Source organism: Paraburkholderia sartisoli (assembly GCF_900107685.1).
In the GTDB taxonomy this organism is placed as follows: Bacteria; Pseudomonadota; Gammaproteobacteria; order Burkholderiales; family Burkholderiaceae; genus Paraburkholderia; species Paraburkholderia sartisoli.
The window spans coordinates 388167-402598 of the sequence record NZ_FNRQ01000005.1 but is presented as its reverse complement, the minus strand read 5'-3'; the positions used below and the strand labels follow the sequence as shown (position 1 = coordinate 402598).

Genomic DNA, 14432 nt, shown 5'->3' with positions numbered 1-14432 from the left:
TCATGAAACCGCTAGTCGAATTCCATTATCGAATGCCGGGTCGCGCAAGCGGATTTCGGCCCGGCTCGCATCCAGGTACAAGCTTCGGCGTCGGCCAGGAGTTCGCGCTACACGCGCGTCTGTTCGACCATCCTGACCCACGGCGGCTGGATTTGCGCGCAAGCCAGCGTGCCGTGCCGCCACAGTGGCTGGTGCGACTCAACCTGCAGCGTGTAGCCGTGCCCGTCTACATTGCGGTCGATGTGTCAGCGTCCATGCTCTTCGGAGCGACGCGACCGAAGCTTCATCTCGCCGCGGATTTCGTCGAAGCATTGGGTTACAGCGCGTTTCGCGCGGGCGACCAGTTGGGGATGCTGGCGTTTGACGCCGACGAACGGGACGACCTCTTCGTTCCAGCGCGACAGGGTCGTGGCGTCGGCGACGAGATGTCGGCGACGCTCCGTCGACTTTCCGGCACCGCCGGAAAGTCGGGAGGGATTGAGGGCCTGGAGCGGGCGTTATCCAGGCTGGCGGGGCGTCGCAGCCTGGTCTTTCTCGTTTCCGATTTTCATTGGCCGCTCGGCCGGCTGGCTGCGGTTCTCGACACGCTGGTTAGTGCGCGCGTGGTGCCGATGGTCGTGTGGGACCGTTCGGAAATCGAGCCACCGGGTGTCGGCTCGATGCTGGTGGTCAGCGACGTTGAGTCAGGCAAAGGCCGAACGTTGTGGCTTCGCCGGAGACTGGTTCAACAATGGCGCGATAACGTCGCAAGCCGGCGCCGCGAACTGGCTGAACTCTTCGGCAAGTGCGGTATCAGTCCTTTCTACGTTGAAGGCACGTTCGATGCCGAATCGGTGTCGCGCTATTTTCTGGAAACTGTCGCATGAGGCCGCGCATGATTCGCGGGCGTTCGATGGCAGTTCGTCCGAACGGTGGTGCGATCGCCTTGCTGGTTGCTGCCATAACCCTTGCCTGTTCAGGCTCTGTCTGCGCGGGAGATCTGGTGACAGCAACCGTGGAGCAACCGCGAGCATTCGGTCACGTGCTGGGCGACGTGCTGAGTCAACGGGTTCTGCTGGAAATCGACGGCCACGACGCGGGAGAAGTCACACCTCCGTCGAACGGCCGCATCGATGTCTGGTTCGAGCGCCGTAAGCCTTACGTGGAAACGGACCGGGACGGTCGTCGCTGGATGGTCATCGACTATCAGCTAATCAACGCGCCTGAAACGCTAACGGAAATCAGATTGCCCCCGATCAGACTGACGTCGAAGTCGGGCAAGTTGCTGCAGGTCACCGAGTGGCCAGTCAGCGTGGGGCCGTTGACACCGCGCGCCGCTTTCGACGCGGGCGACTTGCGGACGCTCAGGCCAGACCGGCTGGTCCCGTCTGCACCGATGGCGCCGATCAAACGTCGCCTGCTTTCCGTGCTTGCTCTTTTGACGGCGACGCTGGTGGCCTGGGTCGGCTGGTGGTTCTGGCGTAACCGTCGCGACGCACACCGGCTGCCATTCGCCCTCGCATGGCAGAAAATACAGAACCTGAAGACACCCGACGTCGATTCGAACGCTGATGCCTGGCTCTGCGTGCATCGCGCGCTGGATGAAACTGCAGGCCAGGTTGTGCATGCTGGCGCGCTGACCACTCTGTTCACCCCTGCGCCTTATCTCGAGCCGTTGCGACCGGAACTCGAGACCTTCTACGCCAGGTCGCGGGAACGCTTTTTCGGTAATGACGTGGGCCGCGAGCGCTTTGCGTTGCGTGATTTCTGCCGCGCGCTTTATCGCGCCGAAAGGCGACGGCGATGACCCTGTCAGTTGATTTTGTCAGGCCCTGGCTACTGCTGATGCTGCCCGTGGCGTTGTTGCCGCTGATTCCCAGGCGGAGTGAGGCGCTTGGCTATTCATTTGTTGACTGGCTCCCCGTTGATTCCGTCGGCACAGCCTTCGACTATCTCCGGCGCGGTTGCGCAGTACTGGCGATTCTGGCTGTCGTCCTGGGCCTGGCCGGCCCTGGGCGCTCTCATCTGCAGGTCATGCGCGTCAGCACGGGCGCCCAAATCGTGATTTTGATGGACCGAAGTGCCAGCATGGACGGTGTCATGGGAAAATCGCCCGTTGTCGAATCGGGCGGCATGTCCAAGAACGAGGTCGCCCGGCGCTCGCTTCGGCGTTTCGTCAGCGAGCGCCCTGATGACCGCCTCGCTTTCTTGATGTTCGGTATCAGCCCCGTGCTTGTCGTGCCCTTCACCCGCAATCACCGGGTTATTCAGGATGCCATCGAGGGCACGTCATTCGGCCGTGGGATGCCGGATACGCAGCTTGACCGCGGGCTGCTCGCTGCGATCGGCCAGTTTGACGGGCAGCCGCCCTATGCGGGTCGGCGCGCCATCGTGCTGGTATCCGATGGAGGCGCGAGACTGAACGCCAGGGCGCGCGCGGATATCAGGGCCGGTCTCGCACGAAACCGGATTTCGCTTTACTTTGTCTATTTGCGAACGAGCACCTACACCAGTCCCGACCTGACCAACATTGCGCCGTCTTATCAGTCTTCGGCCGAGGCCGAACTACATCGCTACTTTGAGACACTGGACACCCCTTACAGGCTCTATCAAGCGAACGGTGCCGCTGCCATGGCAGCCGCCATGGCGGAGATTAACAAGCAGCAAAAATCCCGTGTGTCGTTCACGGAATTTTTGCCGCGACAGGACGGTAGCGCCCTTTGTTTCGCTATCGCATTGGTATGTTGCACCTGCTTGCTGGGGTTGCGTCTCGTCCAGGTGCGGAGCTGGTCATGAGGCGGGCATCCATTCATATCGCTTTTGGAACGCTGGCGTTCTGTCTTGCCGGAATAGCGATATATGACGGGGCAACGCTGCGTTATGAGCGCTCTGTCGCTCACGCAGTCGTGACCTCGTCGACTGTCGGCAAAGCAAAGCCAGAAGCGGGGGGAATCGTTGATGATGCAGCGGAGGTGCGGCTCGCTCGCGCGGTGTTCCTGTCGAAGACGGGAGACTATGCTGGCGCCCAAAGGCTTTACGACGGACTGATCACGGCGGATACGAACAAAGCGATACAGACAGCGGCGCTGTTTGACCTTGGCAACATGTATCTCCGCCAGGCGACCCGCGGCGACCCGCCGGGTTCGATCCAGTCGCTACCGATGCTTGAGCAGGCCAAGGAACGTTATCGGTCGGTGTTGCGGCTTGCCCCCGACGACTGGGACGCCCGATACAACCTCGAACGGGCGCTACGGCTGGCACCTGAGATGCACATGGATTCGAACGAGCCCGACATCCAGAAGCAGACTCAAGTGAAGGTGCGCGGAGCGCAGAGCGAGGACCTGCCATGAATTTCCCGGCGATGACGCTCGGCCTGTTTGAGCAGCGACATTGGGCGACTGTTGCGGCGGTGCCGTTGCTAGCCGCCGCTGTGTGGATGCCGGGCTTGACGCTCCAGCGGAGCGTGTTCAGCTACATCGTCACCTTCGATATCACGCAGAGTATGGACGTCGAAGACGTCAGCCTGGGTAACACACCACTAAGCCGGCTGAACTTTGCGCGCGAAGTCATGCGGGACAGTCTGGAGCGGTTGCCCTGCGGCTCAAAAATCGGCTGGAGCGTTTTCACTGGCCAAAGCACCCTGCTCTTGCTGCCTCCCATTGAGGTTTGCAGCAACTATGATGCGCTGCTCGCCTCCCTTGACAGCATCGATGGCCGGATGCGCTGGAGCAACTGGAGCCGGATTGCCGAAGGCGGCGTCTATTCGGCTGTCCGCACGTCTCAGAGCGTGGGACACGACACGGGGGTCATTTTTTTCACGGACGGACAGGAAGCGCCACCGGTACTACCTTCAGACGAGCGCGTGCGCGACATTGCTCCCGGCCAGGTGAAAGGCTGGCTGATGGGCGTAGGGGGCGACCAACCCGCTGCCATCCCGCGAACCGACGAGAGCGGCAACCGTATCGGGTACTGGCGCGCCGACGACGTGATACAGGTACCGCCGCAACCGGGCGCCAGTATCGCCGTCGAAAGCCACGAAGAACTTTCCGAACTTCGCGGCCAATATCTGGCATCCGTCGCTCAGCGAACTGGTTTTGGATATCGACGTGTTCGTGTTCCGCAAGACGCGGTTGGGGCAATGCTCGATGAGCGTCTGGCACATCGAGAGCCCGTGCCGACCGATTTAAACTGGCTTCCTGCGGCCATCGCACTGGTTTTGTTGGCGTGGCGTTTCTTGCCGGAACGCTGGACGGCGCGCCGGCATGTTTCGCCTTCTCACTCGCGCGCCTGATGCAGCCATCGGAAATAACCGGATGGCGCACGGGTTGAGCGCTGAAACGAATCACTCAACCGTCACGGATTTGGCGAGGTTACGGGGCTTGTCGACATCCGTGCCCCGCGAGCACGCCGTGTGATACGCCAGCAACTGCAGCGGCACGACGTGCAGGATCGGCGACAGCACACCATAGTGCTCCGGCATCCGGATCACATGCAGCCCCTCTTCGCTGACGATGCGCGTGTCCGAGTCGGCGAACACATACAGCTCGCCGCCGCGCGCACGCACTTCCTGCATGTTCGACTTCAGCTTCTCGAGCAGCGCGTCGTTCGGCGCGACCGTCACGACTGGCATCGCTTCCGTCACCAGCGCGAGCGGCCCGTGCTTGAGCTCACCCGCCGGGTACGCTTCCGCGTGGATGTACGAGATTTCCTTGAGCTTCAGTGCGCCTTCGAGTGCAATCGGGTAATGCAGGCCACGCCCGAGGAACAACGCATTTTCCTTGCGCGAGAAATCTTCCGACCACGCGATGATCTGCGGCTCCAGCGCCAGCACGCTGTTGAGCGCGGCCGGCAGATGGCGCAACTGGCGCACGTATTGCGCTTCGAGCGAAGCGTCGACGTGCCCGCGCAGTTTGCCCAGCGTCGCGGCCAGCACGAACAGCGCGACGAGCTGCGTCGTGAACGCCTTGGTCGACGCCACGCCGATCTCGCGCCCCGCGTGCGTCAGGAATGACAGTTCGGTGAGCCGCACCATCGCGCTCGTGCCGACGTTGCACACCGAAAGCGTATGCCTGTGCCCAAGCGACTGCGCGTGCTTGAGCGCGGCGAGCGTATCGGCCGTCTCGCCCGACTGCGAAATCACCACCACCAGCGACTTCGGATTCGGCACTGAATCGCGATAGCGGTATTCGCTCGCGATCTCGACCTGCGTCGGAATCTTCGCGATCGATTCGAGCCAGTATTTCGCCGTCAGCCCCGAGTAATAGCTCGTGCCGCACGCGAGAATCAGCAGGTTGTCGATCTCGCCGAATGCCCTGGCCGCTGCGTCGCCAAAGAGCGATGCATCGAACGAATCGGCCTGCGGAATCGTGTCGCTGATCGCGCGCGGCTGCTCGAAGATTTCCTTCTGCATGAAGTGACGATAGGGCCCGAGCTCGACCGCGCCGCCATAGGCCGCGACCGTACGCACTTCGCGCTCCACGTCGCGGCCGTCGCGATCGGCGACGCGCACGCGTTCGAGCGTGAGCTCGCAAACGTCGCCCTCTTCGAGGAAGATGAAATGCTCGGTGCTGCCCGCCAGCGCGAGCGCGTCCGAAGCGAGGAAGTTTTCGCCCTGACCCAGACCGACGACGAGTGGCGAGCCCTGGCGCGCGCCGACCACCGTGTTCGGCTGGTCCTTATGTTCCACCGCGATCGCGTACGCGCCGTGCAGTTGCTGCACGGCCTCGCGCACCGCTACGAACAGGTCGCCGCGATAGAGGCTGTGGATCAGATGCGCGATCACTTCGGTGTCGGTCTGCGAGACGAACTCGTAGCCCTTGCCGCGCAGCATCTCACGCAGCGACTCGTAGTTCTCGATGATTCCGTTGTGTACGAGCGCAAGCGCATTGCGCGAGAAAATCGGATGCGCGTTGTTCGTGACCGGCGCGCCGTGCGTCGCCCAGCGCGTGTGCGCGATACCCGTGAAGCCTTCGAGATGCGTCTCGCGCACCTGCTCGTCGAGATCGGCGACGCGCGCCACGCTGCGCGCGCGACGCGGCTCGCCGCCCGCGAGCACGGCCACGCCGCAGGAATCGTAGCCGCGATATTCGAGGCGCCGCAGTCCTTCGATCAGAACCGGGACGATGTTACGTTGCGCAACCGCGCCGACAATGCCGCACATAAATATCAGTTCCTTTGCAGGGGTTGGGTACCGCGAAGTGTCAGAACGCGGCGCGTCCCGTCAGCCTTTTTTCTTGACCGGACGAACGTAGCCTGTCTTGCCGATCTGCGTCTTCTCGTTCAGCACGAGGAGATTCTCCTCGACGTCTTTCCATACCGTCGTGCCCGCCGCGATCGTCACGCCGCGCCCGACGCGCACCGGCGCGACGAGCTGCGTATCGGAGCCGACGAACACGTCGTCTTCGATGATCGTGCGGGACTTGTTCGCGCCGTCGTAATTGCACGTAATCGTGCCCGCGCCGATGTTCACGCGCGCGCCGATATCGGCGTCGCCGATATAAGTGAGGTGATTCGCTTTCGAGCCGTGCCCGAGCACCGCGTTCTTCACTTCGACAAAGTTGCCGACGTGCGATTCGTCCTTCAGCGTCGCGCCCGGGCGCAGCCGTGCGTACGGTCCGAGCACGACGTTCGCGCCGACGTCCGCGCCTTCGATATGCGTGAACGCGTCGACGCGCGTGCCCGCGCCGATCGTCGCGTTACGGATCACGCAGTTCGCCGCAATCGTCACGTTATCGCCCAGCGTGACGGTGCCTTCGAACACGCAGTTCACGTCGATCGAAACGTCGCGGCCGCATTCCAGCGTGCCGCGCACGTCGATACGCGCCGGATCGGCCAGCGTGACGCCCGCCACGAGCAGCGCTTCGGCCACGTTGCCCTGATGGATGCGCTCGAGTTCCGCGAGTTGCTGCTTGCTGTTGACGCCGAGCGTTTCCCACGCTTCGTCCGGCTGCGCGGTGACCACATCGAGGCCGCTTTCGATCGCGAGTTCGACCACGTCGGTGAGGTAGTACTCGCCCTGCGCGTTGTCGTTCTTCAACGATGCGAGCCAGCGTGTGAGTTGCTGCGTGGGCGTGACGATGATGCCGGTGTTGATTTCGGCAATCTTCAACTGCTCCGGTGTCGCGTCTTTCTGTTCGACGATGCGCAGCACCTTGCCGTTCGCGTCGCGCACGATGCGGCCGTAGCCGGCGGGGTCGTCGAGCGTCACGGTAAGCACGCCATAGCCGCCCTGGCCCGCGCGGTCGGTCAGACGCTTTAACGTGCCTGCGCGCGTGAGCGGCACGTCGCCATATAGCACGAGCGTGGGCACGGAGGGATCGAGCAGCGGCAGCGCCTGCTGCACGGCATGTCCCGTGCCGAGCTGTTGCTCCTGCACCGCGAACTGCACGTCGGGCGCCGCGACGGCGCCCCGTACAGCCTCCGCTCCATGACCGATCACGACGACGAGTCGCGTCGGGTCGAGCGTGCGGGCAGTATCGATGACGTGGGACAGAAGCGGCCGGCCGGCCAGTGGATGCAGCACCTTGGGCAGCGCGGAGCGCATGCGCTTACCGGTGCCTGCCGCCAAAATGACTATATTCATGGCGCCGACGAGGGGTCGAGTTGGAAGCCTTCAATGTTAGCACGCACTTCGCGCTATCGAAGACGCCTCCCACCCGGCGCTACTGCCGCCGTTGCGCAAAACCCACCGACGCAGCGCATCAGGTGATTTCCCTGGCTGCCAGATGGATATCGACCGGCCTTCTGCCACTTGCACATTTCCTCCTGCAGGCGCGCCGTCTGCTCGCCAAGTGCTTGATTTGTATTTGGATGTATCATCCGGGTTCTGCCCGGTACCGCTTTCTGACGCCTTTTCCCGGCGTCCACGCGCCACTGCGGCAATCTTCACTCTGTTGCGTGCCTGCCATGAAAGCCTCAAACAATTTTTTCCGCCTCGAAACCCGGTTGCAGTCGCAGGTCGGCAAAGCGATTGCTGACTTCAACATGATCGAGGACGGGGACAAAATCCTGACGTGCATGAGTGGCGGCAAAGACTCGTACACGATGCTCTCCGTTCTGCTCGCGCTGCAAAAGCGCGCGCCGATCGACTTCGAGATCATCGCGATGAATCTCGACCAGAAGCATCCTGGCTTTCCCGAAGAAATCCTGCCGCAGTATTTCGAGTCGATCGGCGTGAAGTACCGGATCGTCGAAGCGGACACGCATTCGATCGTCAAGGAGAAGGTGCCCGAGGGCAAGACCACGTGCTCGCTGTGCTCGCGCCTGCGCCGCGGCGTGATTTACCGCACGGCAAAAGAGCTGGGGGCCAACAAGATCGCGCTGGGCCACCATCGTGACGACATCGTCGAGACGTTTTTCCTGAACCTGTTCTTTGGTGGAAAGATGAAGGCGATGCCGCCGAAGCTCGCCACCGACGACGGCGCGCACATCGTGATCCGGCCGCTCGCGTACTGCAAGGAGTCGGACATCGCGACGTACGCGCGTGCGATGGAATATCCGATCATTCCGTGCGACCTGTGCGGTTCGCAGGAAAATCTTCAGCGCAAGAAAGTGAAGGACATGCTGACGCAATGGGAACGCGACACGCCGGGCCGCGTCGACAACGTGTTTCGCGCGCTGTCCGACGTCGTGCCGTCGCATCTCGCCGACACCAGCCTGTTCGATTTCCGCGCGCTCGCATCGGGTCTCGCGAAGATCGACGAAGCGTCGCTCTTCGGCGACACGTCCTACACGCAGACGGCGCTCGTGTTCTCGCATTCCAGCGAGAACCGCATCGAGTTCGTGCGTCCCGCGGCGCGCGCCGCTGCCCCTGACGTTAGCGCAACGGCTGCCAATACAGCCGACGCTTAATCTTCCTTGATCCGGAAGACTTCGACGCCGACGGCGTCGCAGTCCGGATACACATCCGGTTTTTCTGTCGAAACGCGTGCCGCGCGCACCTGCGGATGCGCGAGCAGGGTCTTGACGAGATCGTCGCAGAGCGTTTCCTGCAGATGGATGTGGCCCTGTTCGACGCGACGCGCGATGGTCGAGCGCATGAAGTCATAGTCGACGACTTCGCTCAGCCTGTCCGCGACAGGCGTGGACAAGGCGAGCGGCACGTATAGCTCCACGTTGATCACGACGCGCTGCTCGCCGCGCTTTTCGAAGTCATGCACGCCGATGTTGATGTGCACTTCGTAGTTGCGCAGAAAGAGCCGGCGACAGTCGGCGAGCCGGGGATGCGAAAGAGCGTCGTGCATGATCGTTCCAGTGTCGATAGAAGCGTGCGGACACGCAGGGAGCGCTTCGCGCAGTGAAGGCCTGCAGGCCTTCGCGTGCGTTCAGGCGCCCGTCAAAAACATTACGTCGCGCGGCAACGGCACGAGATGCTGACCGCCGTCGACGACCAGCGTCGAGCCCGTCACGCCCTGCGCATCCGCGAGATACAGCGCGGCGGCCACCAGGTCTTCTGGACGCGAAGCACGGCCAAGCGGCGTGACCGCATGCGACTCGGCGAAACCCTGCGGCGTTTGATCGGCGGATTGCAGCGTGAGCCCAGGCGCCAGCCCGACCACGCGCAGCTTCGGCGCGAGCGCCTGCGCGAGCGCGACGGTTGCCGTCTGCAGCGCGGCCTTCAACACCGTGTATGAAAGATAGTCCGGATTCATGTTGTACAGCTTCTGGTCCAGCACGTTGATGACGCAGCCGCGCAGCGATTCGTCGCTGCACGCGGCTTGCGGCGTCGCTTCATGCAACGTGCGCGCCAGCACGAGCGGCGCCGCCAGGTTGATCGCCGTGAGATGCAGCAGCCGTTCATAGCCGACGTCGTCCGCCGCGTCTTCAGCGAAGAGCGATGCATTGTTGATCACGCACGCGGGACGGCCGAGCGCTGCGATGCAATCCGGCACGAGCTTCAGGACCTGTGCTTCGTCGGCGAGATCCGCGTGCAGCGCGACCGCACGACGGCCGAGCGCGACGATCTCCTCGACCACTTCATCCGCTTCCTCGCGGGACGCACCGTAATGCACGGCCACGTCCCAGCCTTTCGACGCGAAGCCGATGGCGAGCGCGCGGCCAATCCGGCGGGCCGCGCCGGTGATCAGGACGATGCGCGCGGGGGCGCCGTGGATGCTGCCGGTGGGTGAAGTGCTGGAAGAGTCGGTCATTTACAATATGCGGATGAATCCGAAAGCTCACGAACCCGATAGTTTACCTGCTCCCGGCGCGGCCGCGCTTGCGCAGTCGGAGGCGCTGGTCGCGCGGATCCGCGCGGAGATCGACGCGAACGGCGGCTGGCTGCCGTTTGAGCGCTACATGGAGCGCGCGCTGTACGCGCCGGGCCTCGGCTACTACAGTGGCGGCGCGATGAAGTTTGGGCGCCGCGCGGAGGACGGCAGCGATTTCGTCACCGCGCCCGAGCTGTCGCCGCTTTTCGCCGCGACGCTCGCGCGCCCCGTGGCGGAGACCCTGTCAGCGAGCGGCACGCGTGCCGTGATGGAATTTGGCGCCGGCACCGGCAAACTCGCGGCGGGGCTTCTGAATGAACTTGCGGCGCAGGACGTCGAATTCGACACGTATTCGATCGTCGATCTGTCGGGCGAACTGCGTGAGCGTCAGCGTGCGACGATCGAAGCGGAGGCGCCCGCGCTGGCTGCGAAGGTGCGCTGGCTGGATGCGTTGCCCGAGCGCTTCGAGGGTGTCGTGATTGGCAATGAAGTGCTCGACGCGATGCCGGTGCGGCTCTTTGCGCGTACCGGTGGCGTGTGGCGTGAGCGTGGCGTGACCTGGCGCGATGGCGCGTTGACGTTCGAGGACCGGCCGGTTGGCACGACTGCCGACATGGCGTTTCTCGATTCCCTCGAAGTGGACGGCGACTATGTCGCTGAAACACACGAGGCCGCGTTTGCCTTTACGCGGACGATCTGTACGATGCTTGAACGTGGCGCCGCGTTTTTTATCGACTATGGATTTCCGCGCCACGAGTATTACCATGCGCAGCGCGCGCAGGGGACGCTGATGTGTCACTACCGGCATCGTGCGCATGGCGATCCGTTTTTGTATCCCGGGTTGCAGGACATTACTGCACACGTCGAGTTTAGTGGCGTCGCCGAAGCGGGTGTGGATACGGGGGTGGATCTGCTTGGGTATACATCGCAGGCGCGGTTTTTGTTGAATGCCGGCATTACCGATGCGCTTGGCGATCTGGATCCTTCGGACATCAAGCGGTATTTGCCTGCGGCGAATGCGGTGCAGAAGCTGCTTTCCGAGGCCGAGATGGGGGAGCTTTTCAAGGTGATCGCGTTTTCGCGCGGCATCGACGAGGGGATTGCCGCGTTTGCGCGCGGCGACCGGTCACATTCGCTTTGAGCGCGATGCCATGATCCGCTGGTTACTCACTACTTTTGTTGCTGTCGCGGTTTTGTCGCGGTGCTGGCCGTGGCTCAGGAAGGTCGGCATCGGGAGATTGCCGGGGGATGTCACCCTCAGGATTGCTGGGAAAGAGTACCCTTTTCCCTTTATGTCTACTTTGGTTTTGAGTATGGTTTTGTCTTTTATCGTTCGAATGGTTTAAAGGTTTTCGGTTTTTTTTTGCCTCTTTGGCGGGGCGGCATTTTGGGTTTTTCGTGCCGAAGCTGGGGTTTTTTGTTGATCTGGCTTTTTGGCCTTTCCTTGCATTCATGTCGGTCTATTAGTGTTGCCCCTGTGCGGGGCGGCATTCCGGTTTTTCGTGCCGAAGCTGCGGTTTCCTTTGGCCTTTCCTTGAATTCATGTCGGTCTATTAGCGTTGCCCCTGTGCGGGGCGGCACCTACTTTTCTTTGTCTTCCAAAGAAAAGTAGGCAAAAGAAAGGCGCTTCGAAAACTCATTTCTTCAAGGCGCATCTTCAGCGGGGAACGGCAACCCATGAAGTGTCGCCCCCACGCCTCACCCGCCATCGGCCCCCGCGCGATTCCATCCCGCGCGCGTTCAGTGCTCGTGACAAAGCCGTCATCCACCCGACTCCGCGCTACGCGCATCGCCGACCGGCATAACCCCGCCCGCGCATTCGCGCGGACACCCACACCCACACCCACACCCGCATCCGCAATCGCAATCGCAATCGAAGTCGCATTCGAAGTCGTGCTCGTGCTCGTGCTCGTGCTCGTGCTCGTGCTCGCATCTAAATTGTGATGGCAATCGCCGCCACAATCGCACTCTCAATCGCAATCGATGATCTTCGGCCCCTGATGCCGGCACCGTTGAGCGGGCGCTCCGCGACGCACGTAGTGCGGAGTGGGATGAATGAGCCCTGTGTCACGGGCGGTGCTGTGCGGGAGATCAGATCGTGCGCGGACCCGTGTGGCCTGGAGTGCGGGGGCGACATCTCATGGGGTGCCATTCCCCAACGATGACGCACCGAGAAAAGATGGCCTTTCGAAGCGCCTTTCTTTTGCCTACTTTTCTTTGGAAGACAAAGAAAAGTAGGTGCCGCCCCGCACAGGGGCGACGCTAATAGACCGACATGAATGCAAGGAAAGGCCAAAAACCCAGAACAACAAAAAAGCATGCCGCCCCGCCAAAGGGGCAAAAACCAACCTAAACAGACTCACCAAGAGCCAAAGCAACTTCCCGAACCCGCTCCTGCCGAACGGCATCTTTAATCAGAGAAGGCCGGTCAACAAACCGGCCAGCAACCGCGCCTCCATCCACAGCCCGCGCAGCAACAAGCGCGATACGCAGCCGTTCGGCCTGCGGATACTCCCGTGCCTCAAACCCCAGCCGCCCGCGCGCATCCGCCTCGCATGCCTGCAGCGCCTCGGCAAACCGCGCAGGTTTTCTCAACGCATCGCATCGCTCGAACAATCGCACAAGTCCGGCCGGCCCGGTCTCCATCACGCGATGAATATTGCCGTGCTCACGCGCCACCAGCACCGCCAGATCGCGACACTCATTCGGCACCCGCAACCGCTCGCACAAAGGCTTCAGCAAATCCACACTGCGCCCCTCGTGCCCAATATGCCGCGGCAACACGTCCTCGGGCGTCGTCGCCTTGCCAAGATCATGCGTCAACGCGGCAAACCGCACCGTCAACGCATAACCCTGCGTGGCGGCGTGATCCAGAACCATCATCACATGCACGCCCGTGTCGACCTCGGGGTGGTAATCGGCGCGCTGCGGCACGCCAAACAACGCATCGATCTCCGGCAACACGCGCGCAAGCGCGCCGCATTCCCGCAACAGATCAATCATCCGCGACGGCTTCGGCTCCATCAATCCACGTGATACCTCCTGCCACACGCGCTCCGGTACCAGCGCGTCCACCTCGCCCGCCGCCACCATCTTCCGCATCAGCGCCATCGTCTCCGGCGCAACGGTGAAGCCGGCAAAGCGCGCCGCAAACCGCGCAATGCGCAGGATCCGCACGGGGTCTTCAAGAAACGCATCGCTGACATGCCGGAATACACGATTCCGCAAATCAGCCTGTCCGTTGAACGGATCGATCACGGGCCCGGCAAGCTCGCCGTCAGGACGCACCTCGCGCGCCATCGCGTTGATCGTCAGATCACGCCGCGCCAGATCCTCCTCAAGCGTCACATCGGGCGCGTAGAAAAACTGGAAGCCGTGGTAGCCCGCCGCCGTCTTGCGCTCGGTGCGCGCAAGCGCATATTCCTCGTGCGTCTGCGGATGCAGGAACACCGGAAAATCCTTGCCGACCGGACGATAACCCTGCGCCACCATCTGCTCGGGCGTCGCGCCAACCACCACGTAATCGCGATCCTTGACGGGCACACCCAGCAGTTCGTCGCGGATCGCGCCGCCCACTGCGTAGATATTCATGCGCAAGCGTCGTAGTGCGCCACGCGATGCGTCTCACGCAACGCGTCATCAATCCACGCGCTTACGGCCGGCAGCTCCGTCACGCGGCGCGCGTAAGCAGAGGCAACCGCGGAAAGCGCAGGCTGCCACGTGTTGAAGCGCATCACGACCGGTGCGTACATCGCGTCCGCAATGCTGAAGTCGCCAAACAGGAACGGACCGCCATGCTTCGCGAGGCAGTCGCACCACAGGGCGTCGACACGCGCGATGTCCGCAAGCGCCTCCGGCGTCGCGCCCCGGCCCGGAAACGACGCGCGGATGTTCATCCACATCGACGAACGCAAGCCGACAAAGCCGGAGTGCATCTCGGCGCTCACGCTGCGCGCCTGTGCGCGCACGCCCGCGTCGCGCGGCCACATCGCGTGCTGCGTGAACTGCTCGGCAAGCGTCTCGCAGATGGCAAGCGAATCCCACACGTGTACGCGGTCGTCGGTGATCAGGCACGGCACCTTGCCCGACGGCGAAAGCGCAAGAATCGACGCCGTCGAATCCGCCTCCTGCAATTCGATCACGCGCTCCTCGAAGGGAATGCCGAAATGCTTCAGCACCAGCCACGGCCGCATCGACCACGACGAATAGTTTTTGTCGCCAATAACGAGTTTCATGCGTCTATCG

At 62.6% G+C, this 14432-nt stretch carries 15 protein-coding genes; 9 read left to right on the top strand and 6 right to left on the bottom strand.

Annotation, left to right across the window (positions count from 1 at the left end; translation table 11 throughout):
• The first annotated feature begins 2 nt into the window (after positions 1 to 2).
• From BLV45_RS17695 to BLV45_RS17675, 5 genes are read left to right on the top strand one after another with little or no spacing between them, the layout of a single operon-like run.
• Positions 3 to 866: a DUF58 domain-containing protein gene (locus BLV45_RS17695; RefSeq protein ID WP_090535238.1), complete on the top strand. Its 864-nt coding sequence runs from the start codon at positions 3 to 5 to the stop codon at positions 864 to 866.
• 26 nt (positions 867 to 892) lie between these two features.
• Entirely contained in the window at positions 893 to 1786 is an 894-nt protein-coding gene (locus tag BLV45_RS17690) for a calcium incorporation protein MxaA (protein ID WP_245753352.1), read from the top strand.
• Positions 1783 to 2775 carry a vWA domain-containing protein gene (locus BLV45_RS17685; RefSeq protein ID WP_090535236.1) on the top strand — a complete coding sequence of 331 codons (993 nt, stop codon included), beginning with the start codon at positions 1783 to 1785 and terminating at the stop codon, positions 2773 to 2775. Before BLV45_RS17690 ends, BLV45_RS17685 begins: the two co-directional genes overlap by 4 nt.
• Complete coding sequence (locus BLV45_RS17680) at positions 2772 to 3329, top strand: MxaL protein (RefSeq protein WP_090535235.1); 558 nt, start codon at positions 2772 to 2774, stop codon at positions 3327 to 3329. The genes BLV45_RS17685 and BLV45_RS17680 overlap by 4 nt, the downstream gene beginning before the upstream one ends.
• Positions 3326 to 4270: a vWA domain-containing protein gene (locus tag BLV45_RS17675; RefSeq protein WP_090535234.1), complete on the top strand. Its 945-nt coding sequence runs from the start codon at positions 3326 to 3328 to the stop codon at positions 4268 to 4270. The genes BLV45_RS17680 and BLV45_RS17675 overlap by 4 nt, the downstream gene beginning before the upstream one ends.
• Before the next feature lie 51 nt (positions 4271 to 4321).
• On the opposite strand, the gene glmS is transcribed toward BLV45_RS17675, so the two are convergent.
• On the bottom strand, positions 4322 to 6139 hold the full coding sequence (gene glmS, locus BLV45_RS17670; protein ID WP_090535233.1) for a glutamine--fructose-6-phosphate transaminase (isomerizing): 1818 nt from the start codon (positions 6137 to 6139) through the stop codon (positions 4322 to 4324).
• 60 nt (positions 6140 to 6199) lie between these two features.
• Positions 6200 to 7561: a bifunctional UDP-N-acetylglucosamine diphosphorylase/glucosamine-1-phosphate N-acetyltransferase GlmU gene (gene glmU / locus BLV45_RS17665; protein WP_090535232.1), complete on the bottom strand. Its 1362-nt coding sequence runs from the start codon at positions 7559 to 7561 to the stop codon at positions 6200 to 6202.
• A 323-nt stretch (positions 7562 to 7884) separates the two neighbouring features.
• Here glmU and ttcA point away from each other — a divergent pair, with 323 nt between their 5' ends.
• A complete protein-coding gene (ttcA, locus tag BLV45_RS17660; protein ID WP_090535231.1) occupies positions 7885 to 8829 on the top strand; it encodes a tRNA 2-thiocytidine(32) synthetase TtcA in 945 nt (314 codons plus the stop codon).
• On the opposite strand, the gene BLV45_RS17655 is transcribed toward ttcA, so the two are convergent.
• Together BLV45_RS17655 and BLV45_RS17650 are read right to left on the bottom strand one after the other, a co-directional pair.
• Positions 8826 to 9221, bottom strand: a complete 396-nt coding sequence (locus tag BLV45_RS17655; RefSeq protein WP_090535230.1) for a dihydroneopterin aldolase — start codon at positions 9219 to 9221, stop codon at positions 8826 to 8828. The genes ttcA and BLV45_RS17655 overlap by 4 nt on opposite strands.
• Positions 9222 to 9302: 81 nt before the next feature.
• Entirely contained in the window at positions 9303 to 10127 is an 825-nt protein-coding gene (locus tag BLV45_RS17650) for an SDR family oxidoreductase (protein WP_090535229.1), read from the bottom strand.
• 13 nt (positions 10128 to 10140) lie between these two features.
• Between BLV45_RS17650 and BLV45_RS17645 the strand changes: the two genes are divergently transcribed.
• From BLV45_RS17645 to BLV45_RS27165, 3 genes are all read left to right on the top strand, one after another.
• The gene (locus BLV45_RS17645) at positions 10141 to 11328 is read left to right on the top strand and encodes a class I SAM-dependent methyltransferase (RefSeq protein ID WP_090535228.1); all 1188 of its coding nucleotides are present in this window, start codon (positions 10141 to 10143) and stop codon (positions 11326 to 11328) included.
• 10 nt (positions 11329 to 11338) lie between these two features.
• Positions 11339 to 11533, top strand: coding sequence for a DUF2905 domain-containing protein (locus BLV45_RS17640; protein ID WP_090535227.1), 195 nt, complete (start codon positions 11339 to 11341; stop codon positions 11531 to 11533).
• A gap of 403 nt (positions 11534 to 11936) precedes the next feature.
• Positions 11937 to 12131, top strand: a complete 195-nt coding sequence (locus tag BLV45_RS27165; protein WP_143130442.1) for a hypothetical protein — start codon at positions 11937 to 11939, stop codon at positions 12129 to 12131.
• 405 nt (positions 12132 to 12536) lie between these two features.
• On the opposite strand, the gene BLV45_RS17635 is transcribed toward BLV45_RS27165, so the two are convergent.
• On the bottom strand, positions 12537 to 13778 hold the full coding sequence (locus BLV45_RS17635) for a multifunctional CCA addition/repair protein (RefSeq protein ID WP_090535226.1): 1242 nt from the start codon (positions 13776 to 13778) through the stop codon (positions 12537 to 12539).
• Positions 13775 to 14422 (bottom strand): glutathione S-transferase family protein, encoded by a 648-nt coding sequence (locus BLV45_RS17630; RefSeq protein WP_090535225.1) that lies wholly within the window; start codon positions 14420 to 14422, stop codon positions 13775 to 13777. Before BLV45_RS17630 ends, BLV45_RS17635 begins: the two co-directional genes overlap by 4 nt.
• Positions 14423 to 14432 lie beyond the last annotated feature (10 nt).

Coding starts and splice junctions, on each gene's coding strand:
- BLV45_RS17695 (WP_090535238.1), top strand. CDS start 3: ATGAAACCGCTAGTCGAATTCCATTATCGAATGCCGGGTCGCGCAAGC.
- BLV45_RS17690 (WP_245753352.1), top strand. CDS start 893: ATGGCAGTTCGTCCGAACGGTGGTGCGATCGCCTTGCTGGTTGCTGCC.
- BLV45_RS17685 (WP_090535236.1), top strand. CDS start 1,783: ATGACCCTGTCAGTTGATTTTGTCAGGCCCTGGCTACTGCTGATGCTG.
- BLV45_RS17680 (WP_090535235.1), top strand. CDS start 2,772: ATGAGGCGGGCATCCATTCATATCGCTTTTGGAACGCTGGCGTTCTGT.
- BLV45_RS17675 (WP_090535234.1), top strand. CDS start 3,326: ATGAATTTCCCGGCGATGACGCTCGGCCTGTTTGAGCAGCGACATTGG.
- glmS (WP_090535233.1), bottom strand. CDS start 6,139: ATGTGCGGCATTGTCGGCGCGGTTGCGCAACGTAACATCGTCCCGGTT.
- glmU (WP_090535232.1), bottom strand. CDS start 7,561: ATGAATATAGTCATTTTGGCGGCAGGCACCGGTAAGCGCATGCGCTCC.
- ttcA (WP_090535231.1), top strand. CDS start 7,885: ATGAAAGCCTCAAACAATTTTTTCCGCCTCGAAACCCGGTTGCAGTCG.
- BLV45_RS17655 (WP_090535230.1), bottom strand. CDS start 9,221: ATGCACGACGCTCTTTCGCATCCCCGGCTCGCCGACTGTCGCCGGCTC.
- BLV45_RS17650 (WP_090535229.1), bottom strand. CDS start 10,127: ATGACCGACTCTTCCAGCACTTCACCCACCGGCAGCATCCACGGCGCC.
- BLV45_RS17645 (WP_090535228.1), top strand. CDS start 10,141: ATGAATCCGAAAGCTCACGAACCCGATAGTTTACCTGCTCCCGGCGCG.
- BLV45_RS17640 (WP_090535227.1), top strand. CDS start 11,339: ATGATCCGCTGGTTACTCACTACTTTTGTTGCTGTCGCGGTTTTGTCG.
- BLV45_RS17635 (WP_090535226.1), bottom strand. CDS start 13,778: ATGAATATCTACGCAGTGGGCGGCGCGATCCGCGACGAACTGCTGGGT.
- BLV45_RS17630 (WP_090535225.1), bottom strand. CDS start 14,422: ATGAAACTCGTTATTGGCGACAAAAACTATTCGTCGTGGTCGATGCGG.